The sequence below is a fragment of the Pedobacter sp. FW305-3-2-15-E-R2A2 genome (assembly GCF_038446955.1).
In the GTDB taxonomy this organism is placed as follows: Bacteria; Bacteroidota; Bacteroidia; order Sphingobacteriales; family Sphingobacteriaceae; genus Pedobacter.
In genome coordinates this window covers 1,552,748-1,577,323 of record NZ_CP151803.1, presented here as the reverse complement: position 1 = coordinate 1,577,323, position 24,576 = coordinate 1,552,748, and the positions used below count along the sequence as shown (strand labels likewise).

General features: G+C 42.6%; 19 protein-coding genes. 12 read left to right on the top strand and 7 right to left on the bottom strand.

Going from position 1 to position 24,576, the window contains the following annotated elements; genetic code table 11:
* Positions 1–52: 52 nt before the first annotated feature.
* A complete protein-coding gene (locus AAFF35_RS06595) occupies positions 53–175 on the top strand; it encodes a hypothetical protein (RefSeq protein ID WP_342331610.1) in 123 nt (40 codons plus the stop codon).
* Here the strand turns inward: AAFF35_RS06595 and AAFF35_RS06590 are convergent.
* The gene (locus AAFF35_RS06590) at positions 172–2,937 is read right to left on the bottom strand and encodes a TonB-dependent receptor (RefSeq protein ID WP_342331609.1); all 2,766 of its coding nucleotides are present in this window, start codon (positions 2,935–2,937) and stop codon (positions 172–174) included. The genes AAFF35_RS06595 and AAFF35_RS06590 overlap by 4 nt on opposite strands.
* 327 nt (positions 2,938–3,264) lie before the next feature.
* Between AAFF35_RS06590 and AAFF35_RS06585 the strand changes: the two genes are divergently transcribed.
* Together AAFF35_RS06585 and AAFF35_RS06580 are read left to right on the top strand one after the other, a co-directional pair.
* Positions 3,265–6,336, top strand: coding sequence for a SusC/RagA family TonB-linked outer membrane protein (locus AAFF35_RS06585; protein ID WP_342331608.1), 3,072 nt, complete (start codon positions 3,265–3,267; stop codon positions 6,334–6,336).
* A gap of 16 nt (positions 6,337–6,352) precedes the next feature.
* Positions 6,353–7,864, top strand: a complete 1,512-nt coding sequence (locus AAFF35_RS06580) for a RagB/SusD family nutrient uptake outer membrane protein (RefSeq protein ID WP_342331607.1) — start codon at positions 6,353–6,355, stop codon at positions 7,862–7,864.
* Between the two features lie 92 nt (positions 7,865–7,956).
* On the opposite strand, the gene AAFF35_RS06575 is transcribed toward AAFF35_RS06580, so the two are convergent.
* Together AAFF35_RS06575 and AAFF35_RS06570 are read right to left on the bottom strand one after the other, a co-directional pair.
* Positions 7,957–9,189, bottom strand: coding sequence for a BamA/TamA family outer membrane protein (locus AAFF35_RS06575; protein ID WP_342331606.1), 1,233 nt, complete (start codon positions 9,187–9,189; stop codon positions 7,957–7,959).
* A 114-nt stretch (positions 9,190–9,303) separates the two neighbouring features.
* Entirely contained in the window at positions 9,304–9,915 is a 612-nt protein-coding gene (locus tag AAFF35_RS06570; RefSeq protein ID WP_342331605.1) for an SMI1/KNR4 family protein, read from the bottom strand.
* A gap of 89 nt (positions 9,916–10,004) precedes the next feature.
* On the opposite strand from AAFF35_RS06570, the gene AAFF35_RS06565 reads away from it, so the two are divergent.
* Together AAFF35_RS06565 and AAFF35_RS06560 are read left to right on the top strand one after the other, a co-directional pair.
* Complete coding sequence (locus AAFF35_RS06565) at positions 10,005–10,985, top strand: AraC family transcriptional regulator (RefSeq protein WP_342331604.1); 981 nt, start codon at positions 10,005–10,007, stop codon at positions 10,983–10,985.
* 2 nt (positions 10,986–10,987) lie between these two features.
* Positions 10,988–12,037, top strand: coding sequence for an AraC family transcriptional regulator (locus AAFF35_RS06560; RefSeq protein WP_342331603.1), 1,050 nt, complete (start codon positions 10,988–10,990; stop codon positions 12,035–12,037).
* Positions 12,038–12,059: 22 nt separating this feature from the next.
* On the opposite strand, the gene AAFF35_RS06555 is transcribed toward AAFF35_RS06560, so the two are convergent.
* Together AAFF35_RS06555 and AAFF35_RS06550 are read right to left on the bottom strand one after the other, a co-directional pair.
* Entirely contained in the window at positions 12,060–12,509 is a 450-nt protein-coding gene (locus AAFF35_RS06555; protein ID WP_342331602.1) for a hypothetical protein, read from the bottom strand.
* Between the two features lie 78 nt (positions 12,510–12,587).
* Complete coding sequence (locus AAFF35_RS06550) at positions 12,588–12,827, bottom strand: hypothetical protein (RefSeq protein WP_342331601.1); 240 nt, start codon at positions 12,825–12,827, stop codon at positions 12,588–12,590.
* 113 nt (positions 12,828–12,940) lie between these two features.
* On the opposite strand from AAFF35_RS06550, the gene AAFF35_RS06545 reads away from it, so the two are divergent.
* The gene (locus tag AAFF35_RS06545; protein ID WP_342331600.1) at positions 12,941–13,243 is read left to right on the top strand and encodes an isochorismate lyase; all 303 of its coding nucleotides are present in this window, start codon (positions 12,941–12,943) and stop codon (positions 13,241–13,243) included.
* Complete coding sequence (locus AAFF35_RS06540; protein WP_342331599.1) at positions 13,243–13,584, top strand: hypothetical protein; 342 nt, start codon at positions 13,243–13,245, stop codon at positions 13,582–13,584. The genes AAFF35_RS06545 and AAFF35_RS06540 overlap by 1 nt, the downstream gene beginning before the upstream one ends.
* Positions 13,585–13,602: 18 nt before the next feature.
* Here AAFF35_RS06540 and AAFF35_RS06535 read toward each other — a convergent pair whose 3' ends face one another.
* A complete protein-coding gene (locus AAFF35_RS06535) occupies positions 13,603–14,436 on the bottom strand; it encodes a DUF6266 family protein (protein ID WP_342331598.1) in 834 nt (277 codons plus the stop codon).
* A gap of 358 nt (positions 14,437–14,794) precedes the next feature.
* On the opposite strand from AAFF35_RS06535, the gene AAFF35_RS06530 reads away from it, so the two are divergent.
* Positions 14,795–17,680: a TonB-dependent receptor gene (locus AAFF35_RS06530; RefSeq protein ID WP_342331597.1), complete on the top strand. Its 2,886-nt coding sequence runs from the start codon at positions 14,795–14,797 to the stop codon at positions 17,678–17,680.
* A gap of 91 nt (positions 17,681–17,771) precedes the next feature.
* Here the strand turns inward: AAFF35_RS06530 and AAFF35_RS06525 are convergent, their stop codons facing one another.
* The gene (locus AAFF35_RS06525) at positions 17,772–18,740 is read right to left on the bottom strand and encodes an AraC family transcriptional regulator (RefSeq protein WP_342331596.1); all 969 of its coding nucleotides are present in this window, start codon (positions 18,738–18,740) and stop codon (positions 17,772–17,774) included.
* Between the two features lie 70 nt (positions 18,741–18,810).
* On the opposite strand from AAFF35_RS06525, the gene AAFF35_RS06520 reads away from it, so the two are divergent.
* From AAFF35_RS06520 to AAFF35_RS06505, 4 genes are all read left to right on the top strand, one after another.
* Positions 18,811–19,449, top strand: coding sequence for a chloramphenicol acetyltransferase (locus AAFF35_RS06520; protein ID WP_342331595.1), 639 nt, complete (start codon positions 18,811–18,813; stop codon positions 19,447–19,449).
* Positions 19,450–19,777: 328 nt separating this feature from the next.
* Entirely contained in the window at positions 19,778–21,982 is a 2,205-nt protein-coding gene (locus tag AAFF35_RS06515; RefSeq protein ID WP_342331594.1) for a peptidase domain-containing ABC transporter, read from the top strand.
* A gap of 27 nt (positions 21,983–22,009) precedes the next feature.
* The gene (locus tag AAFF35_RS06510; protein ID WP_342331593.1) at positions 22,010–23,323 is read left to right on the top strand and encodes an HlyD family efflux transporter periplasmic adaptor subunit; all 1,314 of its coding nucleotides are present in this window, start codon (positions 22,010–22,012) and stop codon (positions 23,321–23,323) included.
* A gap of 118 nt (positions 23,324–23,441) precedes the next feature.
* Positions 23,442–24,485 (top strand): hypothetical protein, encoded by a 1,044-nt coding sequence (locus AAFF35_RS06505; RefSeq protein ID WP_342331592.1) that lies wholly within the window; start codon positions 23,442–23,444, stop codon positions 24,483–24,485.
* Positions 24,486–24,576: the final 91 nt, after the last annotated feature.

The following is a 24,576-nucleotide window of genomic DNA, read 5'->3' as shown; positions in this document are numbered from 1 at the left end:
AAATCATTGGCTAATTGGTTTTTCTTCCTGTTTATAAGTGATAAATTTAGTCATGAAACAACTATTCTCCTCCCTGGCTGATCAATCGAAACAAATAGAAAATGGGGTAATGAAAAAGACCAGCACCATTCAGATTTCTCAGAATGATGCTGGTCCTGATCCCTATAGGTACTAAAAATTAAAACCGATCCTGGCAAAAATGCGCCTTCCATTTCCGCCCATCTGAACGGCATCAAACGGCCCTGCAGGCTCGTTATTATAAGCCCAGCCCTTGGCACCCGGGATATAGCCAAGATCAGGATGGACGTTGAATACGTTATCCGCGCCCAGCGAAATCCTTGCGTATTTATTCAGTTTATAAGATAAATACACATCGCTTACCAGCTTTCCGCTATAGTTGTAGAGGTCTGCAACTGAACCGGAACCATCATCTTTTGGAACCACAGGTGAAGTCCCGGTTCCGTCGCCATATCCATAGATGTCTACTTTTCCGAAATAAGTAAAACGCAGACCAACGGTCAGGTCCTGATGTCCATATTCAGGATTCAAAGAAAACTTTACTTTCGGCGCAGAGGCCAAAATGAATTTCTTCTCTCTTGAACTCAGAAAAGTCTCTTTTAAAGCCTCGGTCTTACCCAGAATAGTCGGGTAGTTTACTTTATCAATGTCCATGCTTTGGAAATTCCCGGTAAACAAAATCCTGTAGCGGTTGTCTCCTATTGTTTTGTTATAATCCAATACCACATCGAGTCCACGGTTGGTAGTGTTCACGGCATTGGCAAAGAACTGTGCGGTACCTACCCTCAGTGCTTTTAAAGCATCTGTAAAGGAAGGATCCAATGTCGCATCCTCTGCGCTAAACTGCCCCGACAATACCACCCGGTCTTTTACATTGATGATATAACCATCTACAGTAATGCTAAATTCAGGAACTGGTTTAAAGGTAAAGCCTAAACCTGCATTTTTTGAGGTTTCCTGTTTCAGGTTTGGAATTCCCGCCGCTTTGGTAATCGAACTGGTATTCGGTGCAATCTTTACTTCAGAAATGATAGATCCCTGCACATTAGTGAAGGTTGAGCTGTAATTGATCTGCTGTAAAGAAGGCGCACGGAACCCCGTACCTACTGAACCACGGATGTTAAAATTATCGGCGATTTTATAACGTGTGGCAAACTTGGTACTGAAGTTATAGCCGAAATCGCTGTAATGTTCCAGGCGGTTCGCAAAATTGATCAGCCATTTGTCGGTCGCATCCAACTCAAAATCAACAAAGCCTCCAAATACGGAGCGGTTCGAATTCGTGGCATCCCCGGGCTGAAAACCAGGAAAACCCTGTGATCCCGCAGCCTTAATCCCCGCCGGATCGTAATTCTTATAGGAAGCTTCCTCCCCTGCAGAAATTTTATAACGTTCGTAACGGTATTCGGCACCAAAACCGAGGTTAAATCCGGAAAGGACTTTATCAAAACGTTTACTGAAGTTCAGGTTTGTTGTATTCTGTAAAAATTCGGAACCTCCATCATCGAAAGAAGTTTTATCTGCACCCAGAGAAGCATTGAACGTCTTTTTTCCATAAAAATGAAAATCATTGTTTCCGGTATTATTGCTCAGGTCCCAGTTCCAGGCCTCTCCAAAGCTTCCTTTAATCCCCGCAGCAAAGCCCAGGTCTTTAATCTTTGTTTCAATGAGCGGATTGTAATAGGATTCCCCGTCAGGCGTCTTTATAATGATGCCATCCACAGGAATGATATTCGCACCATTGGTAGGGAAACGTTCCGGTCTGGAAGAGAAGTTACGGGTAAAAGCATAAGCATCCGAGCCTTTATAACTGTAACCACCAAAGCTGTAAAAGGTAGTCTTGGTACTTACCGGAATCTCACTGTTAAAAAAGATCGTCCCTCCTTCTGACGATCCATCGCCATTTGCCCGTCTTGGCGTATTTAAAGGCAATGCTTTAGGATTTGCAGTTGCCGTATCCTTTGTCTGACGGTAAGTCTTTCCGTTTTTAGAATAGTCGGCAGTCAGGTTAAGAAAACCAGTTTTTCCGATTTTCAGGCCATAGTTCGCGTCAAAAGTAAAGGCATTGCCGTCAATAGTACCGCCATGCGGATATTGAGCAGCGGCCACACTTTTCTTGCTGTTAAAGGCAGGATCATAATATCCCGAATAGCCTGCATTGGCAGTAAACTCATCGACACTCTTTTTAAGCACCAGGTTAATTACACCCGCTATTGCATCAGAGCCATATTGTGCAGAAGCGCCGTCACGCAGGATTTCGACCCGCTCAATGGCAGCGGTAGGAATGGTACTCAGATCGACACCTGAGTTTCCCCGTCCTCTGGTTCCAAATACAGAAACAAAGGCGGTGGAATGCCGGCGTTTACCGTTTACCAGGACCAGGGTCTGATCCGGCCCCAATCCCCTCAGCGTTCCGAGCTCCACATGGTCTGCACCATCAGAACCGGACTGCTTGTTGTAATTAAAGGAAGGTGCCGCGTAATTTAAGATATCAGTCAGCTCCAGTCTGCCAGTCGTAGCTGCGGTCTTGCTGACATTCACAATGTCTACCGGAACCGCCGTTTCCAGCTTTACCCGCCCCGCAGAACGTGTACCGATCAGGACGACTTCATCTAACTGAGCCGTATTGCTTTCCAAACTGATTTGAAAGCTGGCATTGGCACCAACCAATTGGGTAACCGGCTTATACCCGGTATAACTGAATATCAATTGATCGGTTGGCGTTGCCTCAATGGAGAACTGTCCGCCGGAATTGGTACTTGTTCCTTGTTTACTTCCTTTGATGTATACCGATACACCAATTAAAGTTTCTTTGGTTGTGGCATCGGTTACCGTTCCGGTAATGGTCTTTTTTTGTGCAAATGTCAGTTCTGAGCCCAGAAACAACAGCGCAATGAGGAGTAATAATCTTTTTTTCATAGTGGTGAGATGATTGAAAAATCAGGTTTAGGTTTTCTAACATAAAATACCAATTATTATCAATAAAACCATACACAATATCATTGACAGGCAGATATTTAAAACAAAATTTCAAAATATTATTAAACGCTATTTTTTATCTAAAAAATCAATGATTTGCTTCATTTCCAACAAAATTGGACTTTATCAAATTATAAACTATCTTAGGTAATGGCTTTCAGCCATATAAACCAAATATTGCACCTATAAAAGGCAAATTTTAGCCTGGGTAAAACACCATTAATTTCCTGCCATAAAACCCTATTTACTAACCATACCTAATCAATTATGACGAGCAATTTTTTACTCAGAAATGCCGGAGTCGTTTTCAGAAACAGACCCGATGCAAAAACGCTGCAAAAAACAGCAATGTCCCTCTTTATCTTACTCTTGTCCTGTTTTACCGCCTATGCCCAATCGGTTGTAACAGGAACAGTTACAGATAAGGAGAATACCACCCTCATTGGCGTAACGGTTTCCGTTGAAGGTAAAAGCGTCAGAACTCTGACCGATGCCAATGGAAAATATGCCATCAATGTGCCTGCAGATGGAAAAAAGCTAACCTTCAGTTATGTAGGCATGCAAACCCTCACGCTCGATATTGACGGAAAGAAAGTCCTGAATGCCGTATTGGGATCCGCAAACGAACTGACTGAAGTGACCGTTGTCGGTTATGGATCAGTAAAAAAAAGTGACCTTACCGGTGCTGTGGCCACCATCTCTGCAAAGGATTTCAACAAAGGTCCGCTCATCGCCCCCGATCAATTGATGCAGGGTAAAGTTGCCGGTGTCCAGATGATCAATAACAGCGGTCAACCAGGAGGTGCCACTACTGTAAAAATCCGTGGAAATACGGCCGTTACAGGAAGTGGACAACCTTTATATGTAGTAGATGGCGTTGCCCTTTCCGGGAACTCGGCAAGACCAAGTGCCAGTCCCGCTTCAGTTGGTGGAGTTAAGGCTTCTCCAGGAGGAGGTATTGGTGCCGCTCCCGGAGGAAATCCACTGAGTTTTATCAATCCCAGTGATATTGCCACCATGGAAATCTTAAAAGATGCTTCTGCGACTGCAATTTATGGTTCCAGAGCAGCTTTCGGAGTGGTCCTGATCACGACAAAAAGAGGGGCCAGCGGGGCGATGAAACTGGATGTGAATGCCTCAACAGGGGTAAGTAATATCATGAATCAGATTGATGTTTTAGACGGTAATGAATACCGTTCTGCATTGAGCAAATATGGTTTAACTGCAGGTGATTATGGCGGCAATGTAGATGCGATGGATGCCATTATGCGTACTGCTTACAACCAGAATTATGCGGTCGGGTTGAGTGGCGGGAACGATGCCAGTACCTATCGTGCTTCTTTTGGATACCAGGATCAGCAGGGGATCATCCGGAAATCGGACCTCAAAAAATATACGGCTTCCTTTAATGGCAACTTCAAATTTCTGGACAGCAAAAAGCTCGGAATGGACGTTACCATGATCAGCAGTCAGTACAACGAGAACATTGCCCCGATTACCAATGATGCCGGATTTACAGGCAGTTTAATCAGTCAGGCTTTAACATGGAACCCAACAAGACCGCTAAGAAATCCTGATGGCTCCCTGTTCATAGAAAATGGCAGGATCATCAACCCCCTGGCCATGTCTGAAGCCTACAGTGATAAATCTAAAGTATCTTCTATTTTAGGAAGTGTCTCTCCTTATTATAAGATTACCCCATGGCTGGAATACCGTATGCTGGTGAGTCTCAATTACAGCTCAGGTGTGAGGAGAAGCTCTACGCGCAGCTTTATTAATATAGAAGGAGTTCAGGCAAAACCTGCAGATAATTTCCCTGGCGGTTATGCCAGTTATTCAAACAGCGAAATCCTTACCCACCAATTTACCAATACGTTGAATTTCAACAAGGAAATCGCATCGAAACTGAATCTGAATGCCATCATTGGTTATGAATACACCAATAATGTCAACAAAGGAACAAACATGAATGCCACTGGATTTGGTGATATTCCTGTAGATTATACAGATGCGATGCAGGCCACGCCTCCAAACAACAGAAGGATGAGCTCCTTCAACGATCCGACGTATGAGCTGCAATCTTATTTTGCCCGTGCCATCTTTAATTATGCAGGTAAATACCTGTTAACAGCAACTGTAAGGGCAGATGGATCTACCCGTTTTGGTTCCAAAAACCGATATGGTTATTTCCCATCCTTCTCTGCGGCATGGAATATAAAAAATGAAGATTTCATGGCAAATGTAGCCTGGCTGGATCAGCTAAAGATCAGGGCTGGTTACGGTAAAACCGGAAATCAGGAATTCCCTTCAGGTTCTTCCCAACAACGCTATGCTTATGTCTATGAAGGTACCGGAACCGCTTTAAAACCCATCAACAACGACAATCCGGATCTAAAATGGCAGTCAGATGAACAAATGAACATCGGTGTCGATTTTGGCCTTTTTAAAAGCCGGATCACTGGTTCAATTGACGTATTCAGGAAAAAAACAACCGACCTTCTATTTCCTCAAAGTCCGCAACAACCCACAGCAGCTGATGGTTCAGTTACCTGGGGTAATTTACCCGGATATATCCTGAATAAAGGAGTCGAAATTACCCTGAACGGCAGCATTATAGACCAGACTGATTTTTCATGGTCATTAGGAGGAAATGCAACTTTCCTTAATAACAAAGTAAAAGATTTCTCTACCCGTCTGATCAATACCGGAGCCTTAAATGGACAAGGGTTAAGCGATGTGAATATAGAAGTGATCAAAGACGGTTTACCCCTGTTTGCAATGGTCACCAGAAAGTACGAAGGTCTGAATGCAGATGGCTTTTCACAATATGCAGATGATGGCTATACCTATTATTATGTAGGAAATCCAAACCCAAGTCTTATTCTGGGCATCAGCACCGATTTCAGGTATAAAAAACTAAGCCTCGGACTAAACTTTAACGGATCCTTCGGACAGGACATTTACAACAATACCGCCAACTCTGTTTTACCGATTACCAATTTGGGAACAAGAAATGTGGCTTCGGTTTTATTGAACTCTGCTATCAGGGAATCTCTTGCAAATCCGATTGCCGCATCTTCACGTTACATCGAAAAAGGAAATTATTTGAAGCTGGCAAATGCAACCATTAATTATAACGTTGGCAACATAGGAAAAACTATCAAAGGCTTAAATGTATATGTAAACGGACAAAATTTACTGGTAATGACCAAATATTCCGGATTCGACCCGGAAGTAAATACGGACAAAAGCATCAATGGAGTTCCTTCAATGGGAATAGAATACGTCCCTTTTCCATCAGCCAGAACCTTCAATTTTGGGGTTAACTTTTCTCTTTAATTTAAATATTCGACACATGAAAAATAGCTATATAACTGCTTTAATGATGATGTTCCTCTCCTTAACAGCATGTACAAAACTAGATGAAAAACTTAATGGACAAATTGATCAGGGAAATGTTGACATCGGCGATGTACCAGCCTTGCTAAATGGGGCCTACAATTCTATGCGCGCCGGATACCAGGGGCCATATGGCTGGTGGGCATTACAAGAGTTCCCTACCGATGAAGCCATTGTACCTACCCGTGGTGGAGATTGGGACGATAACGGAGCATGGAGAGCCTTGCACCTGCACCGCTGGGCTGCTGACCATACCCGAATCAATAGTGTCTACAGGGACTTAAACGGAGTGAACTATGCGACGACCAACCTGTTAAGGTTTGGTCCATCCCTGCAACAGGCGGCCGAAGCCCGTTTCTTACGTGCTTTCGCTCAATTTTCCATTCTTGATGGATGGAACCAGGTGCCCTGGCGCGATCCCGGAGAACGCGTAACAACCTCTCCAAGAGTCAGACAAGCGCCTGAGGCCATTGCCTATATCATCGCAGAGTTAAATGAAGTGCTCCCGAATTTACCTACCTCACCAGTCACCGGAGCCACTAAAGATGCGGCAAAGATGTTACTCATGAAATCTTACCTCAACAAAGGGGCATTTCTAAATCGTGCGGCTCCAACCTTTGATCCTGCAGATATGGCCAAAGTAATTGCGCTGGCAGATGAGATCATCGCCGGAGGCAAATTCTCTCTTACCCCAAATTATTTCGACAATTTCGCGCCTGCAAATGATGTACTGTCTAAAGAGAACATATTTACAGGCAGAAACATAGGCGGAATAGATGCAGGTGGTTTAAATTCGATGTGGGTTGCTCCATTACACTATAACCAGAGCCCTAGTGGAAACAATGGCTTCTGTACCCTCTCCGATTTTTACAATAAGTTTGAGGCTTCAGACTCCCGCAGAGGAGGAGCATATGCCGGGGTGACAGATGTATCCGGTGTGCGCGTAGGCTTCCTGGTGGGCCAACAAGTGAACAAAGATGGCGTACTGATTAAAAATCGTTTGGGAGAAAACTTAATCTTTACCCCTGATGTGAACATCATCGAACGTGATCAGAAAAGACTGGAAAATGCCGGAATTCGTGTGATCAAATATCCAATTGATTACAAAAACAGTTCTTCAGGATTTCCTGACAATGACTGGGTATTTTACCGCTATTCAGATGTGTTGCTGATGAAAGCGGAGGCTTTATTAAGAAGCGGACAAGCTGCACTGGCCCTACCATTAGTCAACCAGGTAAGGACAACCCGTGGAGCTTCACCCTGGGGAAGTGTATCGCTGGATCAGTTGCTGGACGAACGTGGCCGTGAGTTCTTCTGGGAAGGTGTAAGAAGACAGGATCTGATCCGCTTTGGTAAGTTTTTAACGCCATGGCAGGAAAAACCAAGTGATGATCCGAAGTACCTGCTCTTCCCGATCCCTGCCAATCAGATGGCAAACCCTAACTATACTCAAAATCCGGGATATTAAGAATCAATTCCATATAAAAAAAACCTGTTTTGAAATTCAAAACAGGTTTTTTTTATGAGGTCTCCTCCTGAGTCAACCGTAAAAACAACCGCTTAGAAAGTTTCCCCAAGACTAAAGCTAAAACTATTATAGCCTTTGCTCGTTCCATAGTCAACACCAATATTAGTATTAGAGCTCTTATTGAATTTCACCCGAAGTCCGGTACCGACAGCGGGTTTCCAGGAACTAAACATATCCCCAGAACCACTAACCGTATTGACATTTGCAAATACCACAAAGCCCAGCAAACCATTATTGGTAATGTCTCTTCGGTATTCGCTTTCTGCATAAAACAAGGATCTCCCACGGTAACGATTCTGGTCAATCCCCCTGCCTGAGCGGTTAGCGGGATCCCAACCGATACTAGGTAAATCAAGATAAGGCGTTTTATTTCCCAATGTCGCCCAGAGGTAAGTCCAGAAAGCCAGTGTATTCTGCTGATCAGGTTTGGATGGATTCATGGAAATATATTTCCTCACATCCAGGTACAACGAGCTCCATGAATCATTACTGCCTAAAAATTTCGGATTCACCCGATAGACCAGGTTGCCATACATACCTGGGAGTGGATTGATGGAGTTGCTCCTCGTATCGTACAGCAAATTGAAGGTGATCCCGGACGAAAAAGAATTACTACCAGTCCCGTATTCATAGTTCGTATACTGCTTCAGGTCCACATTCGGATCTTCAGTTTTTATGTTAAAACGGTAATCAAGATTATAACCCAATCCTGCAAAGAAATAGGGTTTGATTCGTTTCAATGCACTTTGGTAAAAACGAATGTACTTGTAATCTACTAAGGTAGGCGCTGGATTTAGGGCTTTACTGCCCAGTCCCCAGGTATATTGCGGGTACACCAGAAAACGCGTATCCCCCTGGATTACCCATTTATTATCAGGAAGCCACATGGTGCTGCGCAAGGGTAAACCAAAGCGGTTTCCCAAATTCCAGTAAGGCGTAAAGGTGACAGAAGACAGGTTTGTCGTCTTTCTCGGTCCAAGATACATGGCTGCAGTTGTACTGGTAACCAATGCGCGACCACTACCTCCCGGCACAGTACTACTCACCGGAAGTATAGAGAAATATATCTTTTTACCCCGTTCCTCCTTGATTTTTTTCGGTTTGATCTTAAACAATGACTTGGCCACATCGATCAGATCTTTCTGAGCGGAGGTATCGGTTTCAACCGTTTGTTGCGTAGCGATGTTGCTCACATTCTGGGCATATAAACCACAGGGGAATAGCAACAAGAAAAATAAACTTGTTTTTACTGGAAGTCGTTGCATAAGAAATAACTGAATAATTAGTGATTCAATAAACGTGCCTGTAATTAGCGGTTATTTCCGATTAGGGTTTATATACTTCAAAAGTATTGTCAATAAGATCATGAATGGTCAATTTTAGTTATTGTCGAACACACCACACCAGATTTCGTAATGGTCGCCTGCCCATGTCTTCATTTTTGGGAAATACCATTTTGCAGCCCCCTTCGCCAAACAGAATCCCTTATCATCATCAACGATACTTTCCTCCTCGAAATTGCTCAGGGCATGATGTAATGCTGCGCTACAAAGTAAAAATTGTGCAAAATTGTCTGCGACTACATCTCCATAATCCCAATTTCCGGCTCCATGTTCCAATCTTAAAATACCATGTTCCGGTTCATCCATGTTCACAAGGATGGGGTCTGCCCCTTCATCGGCAAAGATGAAATGACCTTTATCCCAATCTTCCAGTTCTGATTTTGCCGATGCATCGTAATTGTATCCGTCCTGAATATATTTTAGATGATCAATACCATATACGACTATTGGATTTCCGGCAGTAAGGAAATAAAAGTCCTCTGCAGGTGCAAAGCTGCTGATGTATTTTTTTAAGTCTTCCGGCAATGCCCGGCCAAACTCTTTTTCCAGTCTTTCAATATGTTCAGCATGATCTGATAACCCGAAAGGTAACTCCTCTTCATCCTTCCAGAACATTTTTATTTCTTCAATAGCAGCTTCTATAGTCATATTAAATTTTATTTTCATTGGTTTCTATATTCGACAAACATACATTATTCAGAAAAACATATTCCTATATTTATCCAAAGGTTAATTTAATGAAGGAAGTTATTCATCAATATGGGGTAGAATTGGATTGGGTGGCAGGTTTAGCTGCTCAGCTGGGTGGCCATGTGGAAGGGAACCGCATCATCATTCCTGATGAGGTCCGTCAGGGAAACCGCTATATCCTCCCTATCAATGAATCTTTAACAGCCTTTATTATTGATGTAAACTATCGGCAGGATGTTGTCTTTAAATTAAGAAATACCAAAAGTGATTTTGTAGGCATCTATTTCAACCTTACCGAAGGAGATTCCATCCATATCCTTGATGAGGTATCCAGAACTGCAGGACGATGGGGCTATAACCTGGCTATCTTTGACGCAGATATGCAGGGCGATTTCCAGGTCAAAGCGGAATGCACCACGTATATGATTGCCATTTTTATCAAAAAAACCGCCTTAAAGCAATACATCTCTAGTATCCCCGAATACAGGCAAATTGTAGAATCCATATTTAACCCTAAGCTCAATACCATTGTACGTTTTGACCGGATGAGCAATCAGGCCTGGTGGCTCATGAATGAATTGCGAAAAGTATCACCCGAAGGCCCTTTATACGATGTATTTGTCACAGGAACAGTCTATGGTTTAATTGGGGATTATATGGACCAGCTCATCAATCAGGAAATCATTATCGAACAGGTAATCGCAGAAGATGTAGTCAACATCATGAGTTCTCAGGCTTTTTTAATCGAAAATATTGAAAACGCTTTTCCCGGGATTGCCGGGCTTTCTTCGAAAGCAATGATGTCAGAAACGAAGTATAAAAAGCTCTTCAAAAAAATGACTGGTGTAAGTCCCAATGCCTTTTTCCTGAGCAACAAGCTTTCCTTTGCGAAGGAGGTACTGGAAACGGGCAATTATACCATTGCAGAAATCGCAGACCGGTTTAATTTTTTCGGTGCTTCACACTTCATTGAACAATTTAAAAATGCCTACGGTGTTCCTCCAAAGGAGTACCTGAGCCAATTATAACCATGACAACCGAAAGAACCGAGTTTTTCTACCACTATACGCTGGGCCCGGAATGGCAGCAACAGATCGTTGACAAATTCGGTGCAAGCCTGGTCGACAATAAGATCATGATCATGCCAGAGGGAATCGCATCGGGAGGCTCCATCTTTCTGGAAGTATTGCCAGGCTTATCGGTACTGCTGCTGGACATGACCTTTCATGTTCCTGTAGCCATGACCAGAATTCCAACCGATCACCACTATTACATGGTCTATTTTGATATCGGCGATGAGATTACCACCCATATTGTAGAGGATAGCATTCATAAAGCCGGATACCATTCGAAGTTAGGCATGAGTTTCATGGATGCCAATTCAAAGGGAACGATCATGCCTCCGGTTGGGGAGCGCTCTTATAGTTTAAGGTTGTTCATAGAAAAAAGCTATTTGAGAGAATTGGGTGCCTCAACGAGGGACCTTTCTGTTAACAATCAATTGTTTGACGAGACTAAAAACACGCTCTTCTTTTATAGTCATATCGATAGCAGAAGTAAAGTCCTTTTAAATAACCTGAAAGAGCAGCCTTTTACCAATCCATCTTTCGAACTAAAGCTAAAAAGTGCGGCCCTGTATCTTCTGGGATATCTTGTGGATCGGGTCAGTCGTTTTGAACCGATCATCAATAAACTCTCCCAGCAGGACATCGATAATGTACTCAAAACATCTCAATACCTGTTGGATCACCTGCTCGATGAATTTCCGGGATTGCAGAAAATGGCAGATTTAGCGGGAATGTCAGTTTCTAAATATAAAATACTGTTTAAGAAAATGCTGAAGGAAAGCCCAAACAACTTTTTCTTAAATGAGAAACTGCTGCTGGCGCAAAAGCTGTTACAAAGCGGCGACTTTAACAGCGTTCAGGAGATTGCTTATGAACTCGGATACAGCAGTCCGAATTATTTTGCTAAAGTCTATAAAAAGATGTTCGGCTTGTTACCGGCAGAAGTGCTGATAAAAGTGGATACAGAAAAAGCAGGCATGCAAAATAGCACGCCCGCAATCCCTCTCTACTAATTGATAAAGAAACTCCTATAGGTTATTTTTGCATACTGAAGACCAGGTAGCCTTTATCTTTGGTATGGATAATTACAGTTCCACCTTTGGTTTCAAACTGTTGTCCAAGTTCTAAAAACTGAACAACCTTCATATCGTTCTCAGCAGGAGCAATTTTAGAGGTAGAGATTTTTGCATCTTTCAAAGTATTGTTGCTCCTTACCGTATAACTTCCGGTCAATTGAACAGTCTCTGGCTTACCAGTTAGGTTTGCAGTTCGTGTTGCCTGATCAAACGTAAGACTAAGGCCGCTTACCGGAAATTCAACTGTTGCTGAATCCTTTCCCTGAGCATTAAGCTCATGCATTTCAATTAATCTGTATTGTCCTTTTGGAAGTGTTGCTCCATCTCCCGGATTTTGATCATTGTCTTTTTTACATGCGGTAAATGCGGCTGCGATAACTACTAGTGTTGCTAAAAATTTGATTTTCATGATGTTCTTTTTTTAAATTATTTAATTGTTTGTATATATCAGTTATGTGTTGTGTTTAATTCTTCATATATGTAGAGATTACTCCAGGCCGAGATAGCTTGCGATCAATTTCTGATCGGTTTCCGGTTTACTTGAAATTGATAAGGAGGTACTCTCCCCAATGCAAATCACCCGCTTCCGTCCTTTTTCTTTAACTACTACAAAAAAACCGGCACTGTCTACTTCGTTGTGTTTTCCTGCCACCTCTGCATGGATGAGCTCAGATGGAAATAAAATTGGGTTTCCTTTTACGACGATATACTTTCTTAGTGACAACATATTTTGTTTCAATTATTTATGATACAAAAGTACGGTCGGCCTGAATCAGCGAGGGGTAGGATCAGACATTTAACTATTAAAATAAGACCAAATGAGATCTTATCTTTGTGCTTATGAAGAACGCAGCAGCATGTGAAAACATGGAAGAAATCCGCGAGGAGATTGATCAACTCGACAAACAGGTGATCAGCCTGATAGGCCAACGTTTTAAATATGTGCAGGCCGCCGCCAAATTTAAAAAGGATGAAAACTCGGTAAAAGCACCGGAAAGGTTTAAAAGCATGTTGGAAAAAAGAAGGGAATGGGCGATAAAAGAAGGACTTTCTCCTGATGCCGTAGAAAAGATGTTCCGTGATCTGGTCAACTATTTCATCTCCGAAGAATTGAAAACCTGGAAAAAGGAAGGGTCTGCCTGATGATCGCTAAAGACAGCTCATTGAAAAATAAAGTACGGATTGCGCTTTGCCTGGTCTTCCTGTTCGGTCTCTTTCTGATGAATACCAATACCTTCGCCAACCTCTGGTCAGTTGCCACAGGGCGAGGTTATCTCATTCCGGAAGAAAGCTCCATGATCAGGTTCAGGGTCACCCAAATGAACGGGGGCTCCGGAGAATACTGGCTTTACGCAGAAGATGAAAACAACTACTATACGATGATGGAAAAATCAGGAGCAAAGCCTTACCTGTCCTTCTCTAAAGAGAAAGCTGCAAACTGCCCTCATTTCGACAAATTTGATGTTAAAACCTGGTGTAAATAAAAAGTTAAAAAAGAAAAATCAGGAAGGGGCCGTTCTGTTCTTTAATGCTTCCAGAAACCAAAGCCTGTTCCGCTCCTGTCTAATCTTTAGCGTTGGAATTATGGGTTCTTCTCTGTTTTCAGATACTTTAGAAGTAGGTGTACTTTTTCTTTCTACAGCTGTTTTCTTTTCGATACGCTGTTGATTTTCAGTTTCAATTTCCTGGGGTTCCTGTGCAACCGCTTCGAATGCCCCTGCATGTACGCTGTCTGAAACCTGGGTTCCTTCGGCGTTGACAAAGGAAATATAGACTTCCATATGTTCCTCTTTATAGCCCTGATCAAAATAGAGCAGGTCTTTTCCTTCGATGCGCTTTGAACCACTTGGATGATAACTCACCAGGCCCAGCTCAGGAAAAGAAACCAGTAACATTGTACGGTCATGCCTGCGCTGACTGGAAATATCCGAGGTATCCCATGTAAATGCGATTCCATGTTCCGTTTTTTCAATCTGAACTTGTTTCGCAGCAGGAAGTTCCCCTTTACTCAGCAGTACTTTACTGTAATCTATACTGATGTCTGGATAGGCTCCCTGAAGGGCATTCATTTTGTTATAAGAAACAGCCTCATTATAGGCATTTCTATTGGTTCCGGCTGCTTCGAACCGAAAGCCCAGCTGGATAAAAGGAAGTGCCGGTTGTAAAAAACCATTCACCACGGTCATTTTTTCACAATTCGCCCTCCTTGCCGGTGTTAAAGGTTTACTGCTCTTGCCGATCTTTCTCATGATGTTCTCTCCATTGAGCACATAAGCGACCAGATTTCCGACCCGTCCATGGAGCATTCCGAACGGACCACCTACTAATTTTCCCATTTATTTGTTTTTAAATTCTTTAATAAAAATTATTCTACTCAATATACGGAATAAGTTTCATATGCGGTTAATTTGCACTTTCCTTTTCTACGATGACTATTAACCAATAAAAGGGCTTTCAAAGGACCACTGGACCAATGAAGGATCAATCAACCCCCTATTACTAGTCTACTGTAAATCAATTGAATAAAAACGCAGGGCAAGCGCAATCCAGGGACAGCTCCTCAGGAAAATCCGGTAAAAAAACGACCGTATAAATATAAAAAGCTGTTTTACCAAACATTTTTGTGTCCAGGTAGCTGTACTTTGAATATTCGTGTAATTTTTTTGTTATATTGCTATATAAACCTACAACCCTATGAAAAAAATTTTACACACCACCACTTTTCTGATTTTCTTTCTCCTGTTCTCCGGGCAATTATTTGCTCAGGGTTTAAAAGGAAAAGTCACCGATTCTACCGGCTCCGTGATTCCCGGGGCAACCATTCAGGTGATCGGCGCTAAAATCGGCACCTCAACAGATGGCAACGGACAGTATGCCTTAAAATTTCCGGCAGCCGGAGCCTATAGGATCAAGGTTTCCTTTACCGGGTATGAAACTTCAGAGACTGAAGTCCAAATTGACAACACGGTAAAAACTCAGGATTTCACACTTCGGGATGCCAGACAATTATTGCTGGACGTGATTGTAGTCGGCTCGAGGTCTTCTGTTCCGAGAACGAATATTCAAAGTTTAGTTCCCGTAGATTTAATTACCAGTAAAGATGTCCGCACTTTTGCTCAGGTAGATGTTACGCAGATCCTCAACTATGTGGCCCCGTCTTTTAGCTCCAACAGACAAACGGTTGCAGATGGAACCGATCATATTGACCCGGCTTCTTTACGCGGCCTTGGTCCGGATCAGGTTCTGGTATTGGTCAATGGCAAGCGCAGACATACCACGGCCCTGGTTAACATTAACGGTACTTTCGGCCGTGGTACGGTAGGTACAGACATGAACTCCATCCCCGTTGCCGCCATTGAGCGCATCGAGGTTTTACGTGACGGTGCGGCTGCACAGTATGGTTCTGATGCCATCGCCGGGGTCATCAATGTGGTCCTTAAAAAAATTACCCCCTATAGCTTCTCTACTTCCTTTGGACAATCTGACACCAAAGCTTTAGGTCGTGAATTTAATGATGGCCGTACTTTTCAGGTGGACTTCAGTAAAGGATGGGCGTTTAAGAACGACAGAGGCTTTATCAATTTCGCCGGACAATATCTACAACGGGGTTTTACCAATCGTGGCGGTTTAGATACCCGTCCTCTATTGTATTCTGCCTCGCCAACCAAAGGGGCTACAGAAACTGAAGCAGATTTTCAAGCCAGATTTGCCAGTCTGAAGGCAGCAGATGATGCAAGGGCAGCAGCCAACGGTCTAGACAGAAACAACATGCGCGTAGGAAATTCAGATTCCAAAAACGGCGGTTTCTTTTTGAATGGACAATACAACTTCTCTGATGCTGCGGAACTTTATTTCGCAGGAGGTTATACCCATAAAACAGGAAGTGCTGCAGGTTTCTTCCGCCTGCCTACACAAACTACTCAGATTGACCTAAGCATATATCCTAACGGATTTCTTCCGCTTATTGATACCAAAATCAATGACCTCTCCTTTTCTGCCGGACTGAAAGGCAAACTTGGCAGCTGGAATTATGACCTGAGCAATACCAGTGGAGAAAACAACATCGGATTCGACATTAACAATACGGTCAATGCTTCCCTCCCAACTGGAACAAGTCCAACCTCATTTTATGCAGGTAAACTATTTTTCAGACAAAACACGACGAATTTAGACCTGGACAAGAAATACACTTTCGATGGTGGTTTCCTCACTTCATTAAACACGGCTTTCGGCGGAGAATTCAGGATAGACAATTATCAGATTAAACCGGGAGAAGAGCTCTCTTATTCTTATGGACAGCCTTCAAAGAACATTCCAGGTCGAATGGTAGGATCTTCATTTACAGCAGCTGGGGCGCAGGTCTTTCCAGGTTTCAAGCCTGCGAATGCACTTGATAAATCCAGACACAATACCAGTGCTTACCTCGATTTAGAAGCTGAATTCGGCTCAAGAATCATGTTGGAAGCAGCCGGACGCTACGAAAACTACAGCGATTTTGGTTCCAATTTCTCCTATAAATTTGCAGGTAAAATAAAACTATTCGGGGATATTTCCATCCGTGGTGCTTATGCGACTGGTTTCAGGGCCCCTTCTTTACACCAACGTTTTTTCAACAATGAGAGTACACAATTTGTTGCCGGAAATCCTACTCAGGTGCTTACGGTAAACAACGATAATCCCATTGTTGCCCAGTTTGGTGTAGGTTCCTTAAAACCTGAAATTTCCAGGTCAGGAAGTTTAGGGCTGGCAGGAAGAATTGCGAAAACATTTACGTTTACCATTGATGCTTACAACATTGATATTGACGACCGCATCGTTTTCTCCAGTCAATATGCCCGGGAACGTGGTGCCGGAGGTGTGCTCATCCCAACGGGTGTGGTAAACCAGATCTTAAATACGGTAGATCCAAATGCACAGGTAAATAGCGTTCAGTTTTTCACCAATGCCATCAAAACGAATACTGCCGGTTTAGATGTGGTACTGACCAACAGGTTTACTTTAGGCACTTCCAGCAGTTTGTTACTAAGTGTAGCCGGAAACCTGAACAAAACGATTGTCAGAAGCGTTCAGGGTTCTGCAAAAATAGAAAGCGATCCAACCTTGAAAGCCAAGTTGTTTGACCGTTTGGAACGTTCCCGTTTTGAAAGCTCTGTTCCTAAAAACAAATTGAACATCACGGCCAATTATACCGTAGACAAATTAAGCTTTGTAGCGCGGACCGTTCGTTTTGGGGAGGTGACCTTTTTGAATGCAGTAGATCCAAACGTTCCGGCCAATGGATTACCCGTACAACTGGATCAAACCTTCGCTCCAAAATGGGTAACCGATTTCTCGGTAAGTTATGCGCCAGGCAAGGCATTAACGCTAACTGTGGGTGCCAACAATATATTTGATGTATACCCTGATAAATTATACATCGATCCCCGCAATAATGAAAACAATTTGAGTGGTGTTTCTACAACTAACTATTCAGGTGGTTTAGACAATACCTCTAACGGAAGGTTTTTATTCCCAAGGGCGATCAGTCAGTTTGGGTTTAGCGGCCGCTATGTATATGGTAAAATTGCCTGTACTTTTTAGCCTCCCGCGCCAGCAAAAGCGTTAGCAATTGTGTTAGCCTGAGCATCAGTGCTATAAAGAGAAAGCCGGTCACACTGACCGGCTTTCTCTTTTAAAAATTCGGGCTATACTTGCCTGGGGAATAACCATAATACTGTCTGAATGCGCGTATAAATGCGGAATCCGAGGCATAGCCGATAACCGCAGCAACCTCTCCAACAGTAAAGCCTCCACTAAGGAGCAGCATTTGCGCATGATTTAACCTCAGTTGCTGGATATAGCCAAAAACCGTTGTTCCAAACAGTTTCTTAAATCCTCTTTTCAGCTTAAACTCATTTAACATAAAATTTCTCCCAATCTCCTCCAATGTCAGTTGCTGTAAAAAGTTCTCAGACAGATAGGCCTTACAGCTAATCAGCCGTTCTGTATCTACAACTGAAATATCATTCGTTTTAAGACTGTCGTTTGGCAGGTCATGGTTCAGTGTTAACAAGACAAGTTCCTTTACTTTAGAACTGACATAGCTTGTTTTTAAGGCATCTGCAATTGGCGGAGCACTGATCAAATCAAGTGTGGTACAGAGCCAATGGTCCATTCTTTTGTTCTGGGTGAACAGTGAAAACGATTCTGCGCGCTCGCTTCGGTCAAAAGTCTCCTGATAAGCAGGTCCGCATTCTGAAAGTATTTGCCGGAAGAATGCAGGCCTTAGTCCCACACATAGGTACTCATATTTCTGTTGCTCAGGAAAGGTAAAAGTACTGATCGGGTCCACACAATTCATCACGTTAAAATGGCCTTTCTCCATAGAGATCACCTCCTTAAATCCGGTAATTGAGGCATCCGATCTGCCGGAAAGCTGGAAATGGAAACTGACATGAGTCATGTCCTCCAATGCGTTAATTCTGACCGTATTCTTAAAATCAGAGCAAAAATGTAAAATGTCAAAATGCGCATTTCGAAAGCTTTTTGTTTCACATTCAAACCTATCCTTTAAGGTTACCGAGGTTTTCTGCGCCTGAAATCCCTCCACAAACTCCCGTTTCATCAATTCTGCGAATTCTTTTCCTTCGATTTGATACATAATCCCTTTGGGTCAATTTTAAATCCTTTACTGCATATGATAAGATCCGCTGATCTTGCAATTTGCGCAGATGAAAGATCCAAACAAATCTATAATAGATATTACAACCTGGAAAAGAAAAGAGCATTATTATTTCTTTAAGCAATTTGAACAGCCGTTTTATGGAGTCACGACAGACCTGAATTGTACAGCCGCTTATCAGTATTGCAAAGCTTACGACATTCCTTTTTTCTTATTTTATCTGTATAAATCACTGAAAGCTGTTCAGCAAATCAATGAACTTAAATATCGGATGGAGCAAGACCAGGTATTCGAATACCAGCAAATTTCCGGATCGGTAACCGTTCTGAGGAATGACGAAACCTTCGGCTTTGCCTATTTCGACTACCACGAGGATTTTACGCGGTTTATGACACAGGCTAAAATCGCCATTGCAGCAGTAAAAGCAGCAAAGGGTTTACAAATAAGGCCGGAATTAAACAACCTCATTCATTACACCGTTCTTCCCGGGATAAAATTCTCCAGTATGCAACATGTGCAATCGACCTCTGTAAATGACTGTGTTCCAAAAATTGCTTTCGGAAAGCTGACTTTCGAACATGGGCAGGTTTTATTGCCGCTTTCCATCCATGTACACCATGCCCTCTGTGATGGCTTACATTTAGCCAAATACATCGCCTGTTATCAGCAGGAGCTGGAGCTTCATTAAACCCTCCATTTCTGAAATCTGCGGCAGCATCAGTTGCCGCAAAAAGGCGAAGCTCCTCAATCCGATAGGCTTTCTGTTTATTTTAACCGCAATAGTGACAGCAGTACATCTGAATATCGAAACAAAAGGCCGTCCTTATCGTGGCCATTCATTTTACATAGATTAATTTTATTTTTCAATACAGCAATTTAATTTGCACGAACAGGAATATTATTTGCTATGATCCTATTAATTTATATATATTTAAAACACTAAGGAAAGGACGGCTCTGCAATGGCTAATTGCAGATTAATCCTAAAGATTTTAAACATCATAAATGCTGTAGCCCTTGAAAAAATTTCCATTTTATAAACAACCGGACCAGATGGACTGTGGTCCAACCTGTTTACGTATGATCTCGAAATACTATGGCCGCAACTATAGTCTGCAGCGCCTGCGTGAAATTTCGGGAATCAATAGAGAAGGGGTTTCCCTTTTGGGGATCAGTGAGGCTGCTGAAAAAATCGGTTTCCGGACTACCGGTGTCCGGATTGACCTGGAGATGCTGTTGGAAGTGGAAATGCCCTGCATCTTACATTGGAGTCAGAACCACTTCGTGGTATTATATAAAGTCCCTTCAAAAACCAATTTAAAAGGAAAGAATTATTTAATCGCAGATCCCGCAAAAGGACTCATTGCTTATACAGAACAGGAATTAAAAACACATTGGATCAGCACACAGAATGATGGTCAGGGAGAAGGTGTGCTCCTGATGCTTTCTCCGGCTCCGGATTTTTATGCCCAGGGTGGCGACCCGGATAAGGGCTTAAATTTAACTTATCTGCTCAGCTATTTACTCAAGTATAAAAAGCTGCTCTTCCAGTTATTTGTTGGATTGGGTGTAGGTAGCATCCTGCAATTGATCTTACCTTTTTTAACACAATCACTCGTTGATATCGGGATAAATTCGCGGAACCTGAACTTCGTTTATATCATTGTCATTGCACAAACCATGCTCTTTCTGGGCCGGTTGAGCATTGATTTTATCCGTTCCTGGATTTTACTGCACATCAGTACAAGGATCAACATTTCCATCCTGACGGACTTCCTGATTAAGATCATGAAACTCCCGATGAGTTTCTTTGATACGAAGATGACGGGAGATATTATGCAGCGGATGAGCGACCAGGGAAGGATTCAGAGTTTCCTGACGGGCTCCTCCTTAAACACCATCTTCTCCCTCTTCAACCTCGTCGTATTTGCCTTTGTACTGATGTATTATAATGTCACCATCTTTATCATATTTTTGGTGAGCAGTGTCGTATATACACTCTGGGTGGTCTTCTTCCTGAAAAAAAGAAGGGAACTTGATTTTAAGCGTTTTGACATTTCCTCCAAAAACCAGAGCAACATTGTCCAGCTCATCAGCGGAATGCAGGAAATTAAGCTGAACAATTGCGAGCAGCAGAAAAGATGGGAATGGGAAAGGATTCAGGCTTCCTTATTTAAGTTTAGCGTAAAGAGTCTTGCATTGGGCCAGTATCAGCAGGTTGGAACTTTCTTCATCAATGAGGGTAAGAACATCCTGATTACTTTCATTGTGACCAAAGCGGTAATTGACGGACAGCTGACACTGGGTGCCATGATGGCCATTCAGTATATCGTTGGACAGCTGAACAGTCCGATCGAGCAATTGTTGGGTTTCTTACAACAATTCCAGGATGCAAAGATCAGTTTGGAACGTTTAAATGAGATCCATGAACTTCAGGACGAAGAGCCCCTGGATAAATCTTTCATGACCGAATTGCCTTTAAATAAAAGCGTTTCTTTTCAAAACTTAACGTTCAGCTATCCGGGAGCAGGAAATGAACCTGTTTTACAAGACATTTCCCTGAGCATTCCGGAAGGAAAAACCACAGCCATTGTGGGAATGAGCGGCAGCGGAAAGACCACCATTTTAAAACTGCTGCTTAGATTTTATGAACCCCAAAAGGGCGATATTAAAGTGGGCAGCACCTATTTAAATCAGATCGGTTACCGGTATTGGAGGGGAAAATGTGGGATTGTGATGCAGGATGGCTTTATCTTTTCGGATACGATTGCCAGAAATATCGCCGTTGGTGATGAATATCCGGACATGCCGAAATTACTTCATGCCATCAAAATCGCCAATATCAGTGATTTTATTGAAGAACTTCCACTCGGCTTAAACACCAAAATCGGTGCCGCCGGGAATGGCATTAGTCAGGGCCAGCGACAAAGGATGCTGATTGCCCGTGCGGTATATAAAAATCCGGAATACATCTTTTTTGATGAAGCCACCAATGCCCTGGATGCAAATAATGAAAAAACGATCATGGAAAACCTGGAGACCTTTTTTAAGGGCCGGACGGTAGTCGTAGTTGCCCACCGGTTGAGTACGGTAAAAAATGCAGACAACATCATCGTGCTGGACAAAGGCGCTATCATTGAACAGGGAACGCATCAGGAGCTGACCAACAATAAAGGCGAATACTATGAACTTGTAAGAAACCAATTGGAACTGGGCGCTTAAAAACCGTCTTTGTAATAGATAAACACCATGGCTAAAAAAAATATTGAAGAAATAGAAGAAGAAGAAATAATTGAAGGATACGAAATCAATAGTGAAGAAGTTCAGGAAATTATCACTGCGGTACCTTCCTGGATCTTGCGGAGAGGAAGTACGGCAATCTTTCTGATTTTATTCTCTATTGTCCTGGCATCGGCATTTATACAGTACCCTGATGTGGTTAAAACCCGGTTAAAGGTCAACTCACTGAATGCCCCAAAGCTTGTATATGTAAAGCAAACGGGCAAGATTGTGTCGCTTTTGGTAAAGGAAGGCGCTCAGGTGAAGCAAAATGAACCTTTGGCTTTTATGGAAAGTACCGCCAGTCATCGGGACATCCTTAAATTACATGAAGCCTTGGCCCAAATTTCGGAACAATTGAACAAAACAGGCCTGGCAAAGGTAGTGGTGATGGAAAATTTACGCCTCGGTGAATTACAGGCGGCTTACCAGAATTTTTATCAGCAATACCTGCAGTTCATCTCTACACAAAACGGCGGTTACTATCTGAACCGAAAAAAATACCTGCAACAGGACCTGGTGGAAATTGAGAAGTTAAAGAACCAGATTATCATTCAGAAAAAGATTCAGGATAAAGAATATGCCAATGTGGAACAGGAATTTGAAGCGTATAAAAAGCTGCATCAAAAAGGGGTGATTTCCGTTAATGAGTTTAAACAACAGGAAAACAAATACCTCGCGGGCAAGTATCCGCTGGAGCAGACGGTCACGTCACTCATCAACAACAATACAACTTACGCCGCCAAGCAAAAGGAAATCCTGGAAGTTGACCATACCATTCAGGAGGAAAAAGCAAAATTCATTCAATCGCTGAGCAATATGGTGACGGAAACCGATGCCTGGCTAAAGCTATATGTGTTGAGCGCTCCTGTAGCAGGAATTGTGAGTTATGCCGGAATTGTACAGGAAAACCAGACGATGAATGCCAACCAGGAGCTGTTTGTCATCAACCCGGCGAACACGAATTTCTTTGGCGAGGTCTATATCCCACAGGACAATATGGGTAAGATAAAAGTTGGTCAGCGGACACTGGTAAAAATGCGAAGCTTTCCTTTTGAACAATACGGGCTCATCCGCGGCAACGTCAATTACATCTCAGATGTGGCTTTTAAGGATAGCGTATTTATTGCCAAGATTGCTTTCGACCAATTTGAAAATAAAGATCCTGAGCATAAAATCGTGCTGAAAAATGGAATGCAGGCAGAAGTTGAAATTATTACGGAGGAAAGCTCCCTGCTGCGCAGGTTTACCAGGAACATTACCAAAATGCTAAACAACAATTAGAAACAGGTAGATATTCCGAACAAGACTAACAATAATCAAAAGACAACCTATAAATACGTTTTACAGTTATAGAGAAATTGACTGAAGAAAATACTACATTGGGTTACAAAATCTGACAATGGAACCTACAGACGTAAAAATATCCCGTAAGAAACCGGTTTTCCCGGTCTCTCCTGCTTTGCAGAAATACCTGAAAAGCTATCAGCGGGATTCCAAGCTTCCGATCACCTATAATGATTTGCTGATGTTTGATGAGTCTTATCCCATTATGGATAAAAATGGAAAAGACACGCTCTGGGAAGGGCCGATATATCCTTCCGATCAGCTGGAAAACCTGCACAATGGTTTAAAAGTGATTTATGCCAATCTAAAGGCATCCGGAAACCTGCGGATCGTTCAGCATAAGTATATCGACAAGATTGAATACTGCACTTTTGGGAATACCCATCCTTTCCGCATCAGGATTGTAAACCGCTTAAATGATGTGTACGACTATTTTTATGTTAAAAAAGCAGATGCTTCCAGAATTTACGGACTCGAGATGGAAGAGATCCTCTCTCCCAACCAGGTCAATTATTTGGTAGACCGGGAGACACTGATTGAAGAACATATTGCCGGAATCCCTGGTGATGTTTTTGCGAAAACATACCTGTATAACCCGGAATATAACCAGACCCGGATTGCCAAAGAATTTGTGAAATTTAACGAACGTTGCCTGGTGATGTTACTGGGCGACATGAGGGCCTACAATTTTGTGGTTCAGATTACACCAGATTTCGATGATATTCAATTCAGGATCAGGGCCATTGATTTTGATCAGCAGTTTTACGAAGGTAATGTAAAAGTATATTTGCCGCAGTTTTTCAAAGAGAATTTCCCTTATGTCAAACTGTGTATGGAAGAATTGACCGATAAGACCTTTCTGCAATATCAGCAGGAAGAAAAATCATCCATACTGCATCGTGTGCGGAGTGAAAGGCATCGCCTCGCTGATTTAAGAGATGTATCCAACGCAGATACCTTAACCACTGCAGAGAATACAAATACGTTAAAAATAGGCATGGCGGAACATTTTGCAGATCCGAATTACCTGGAATGTAAGACCATGACGGACATTATTGAGCTGAACGTTAAAAACATCATCCGACAGGTAAAGCTATAATTCAGGTTTATAAATGTGATTACACAAACGTTTGCGTAGTCAGCAGTCCGGATTCTACTGTAAACACCTGATATCCTGACAAAAAGAAAAT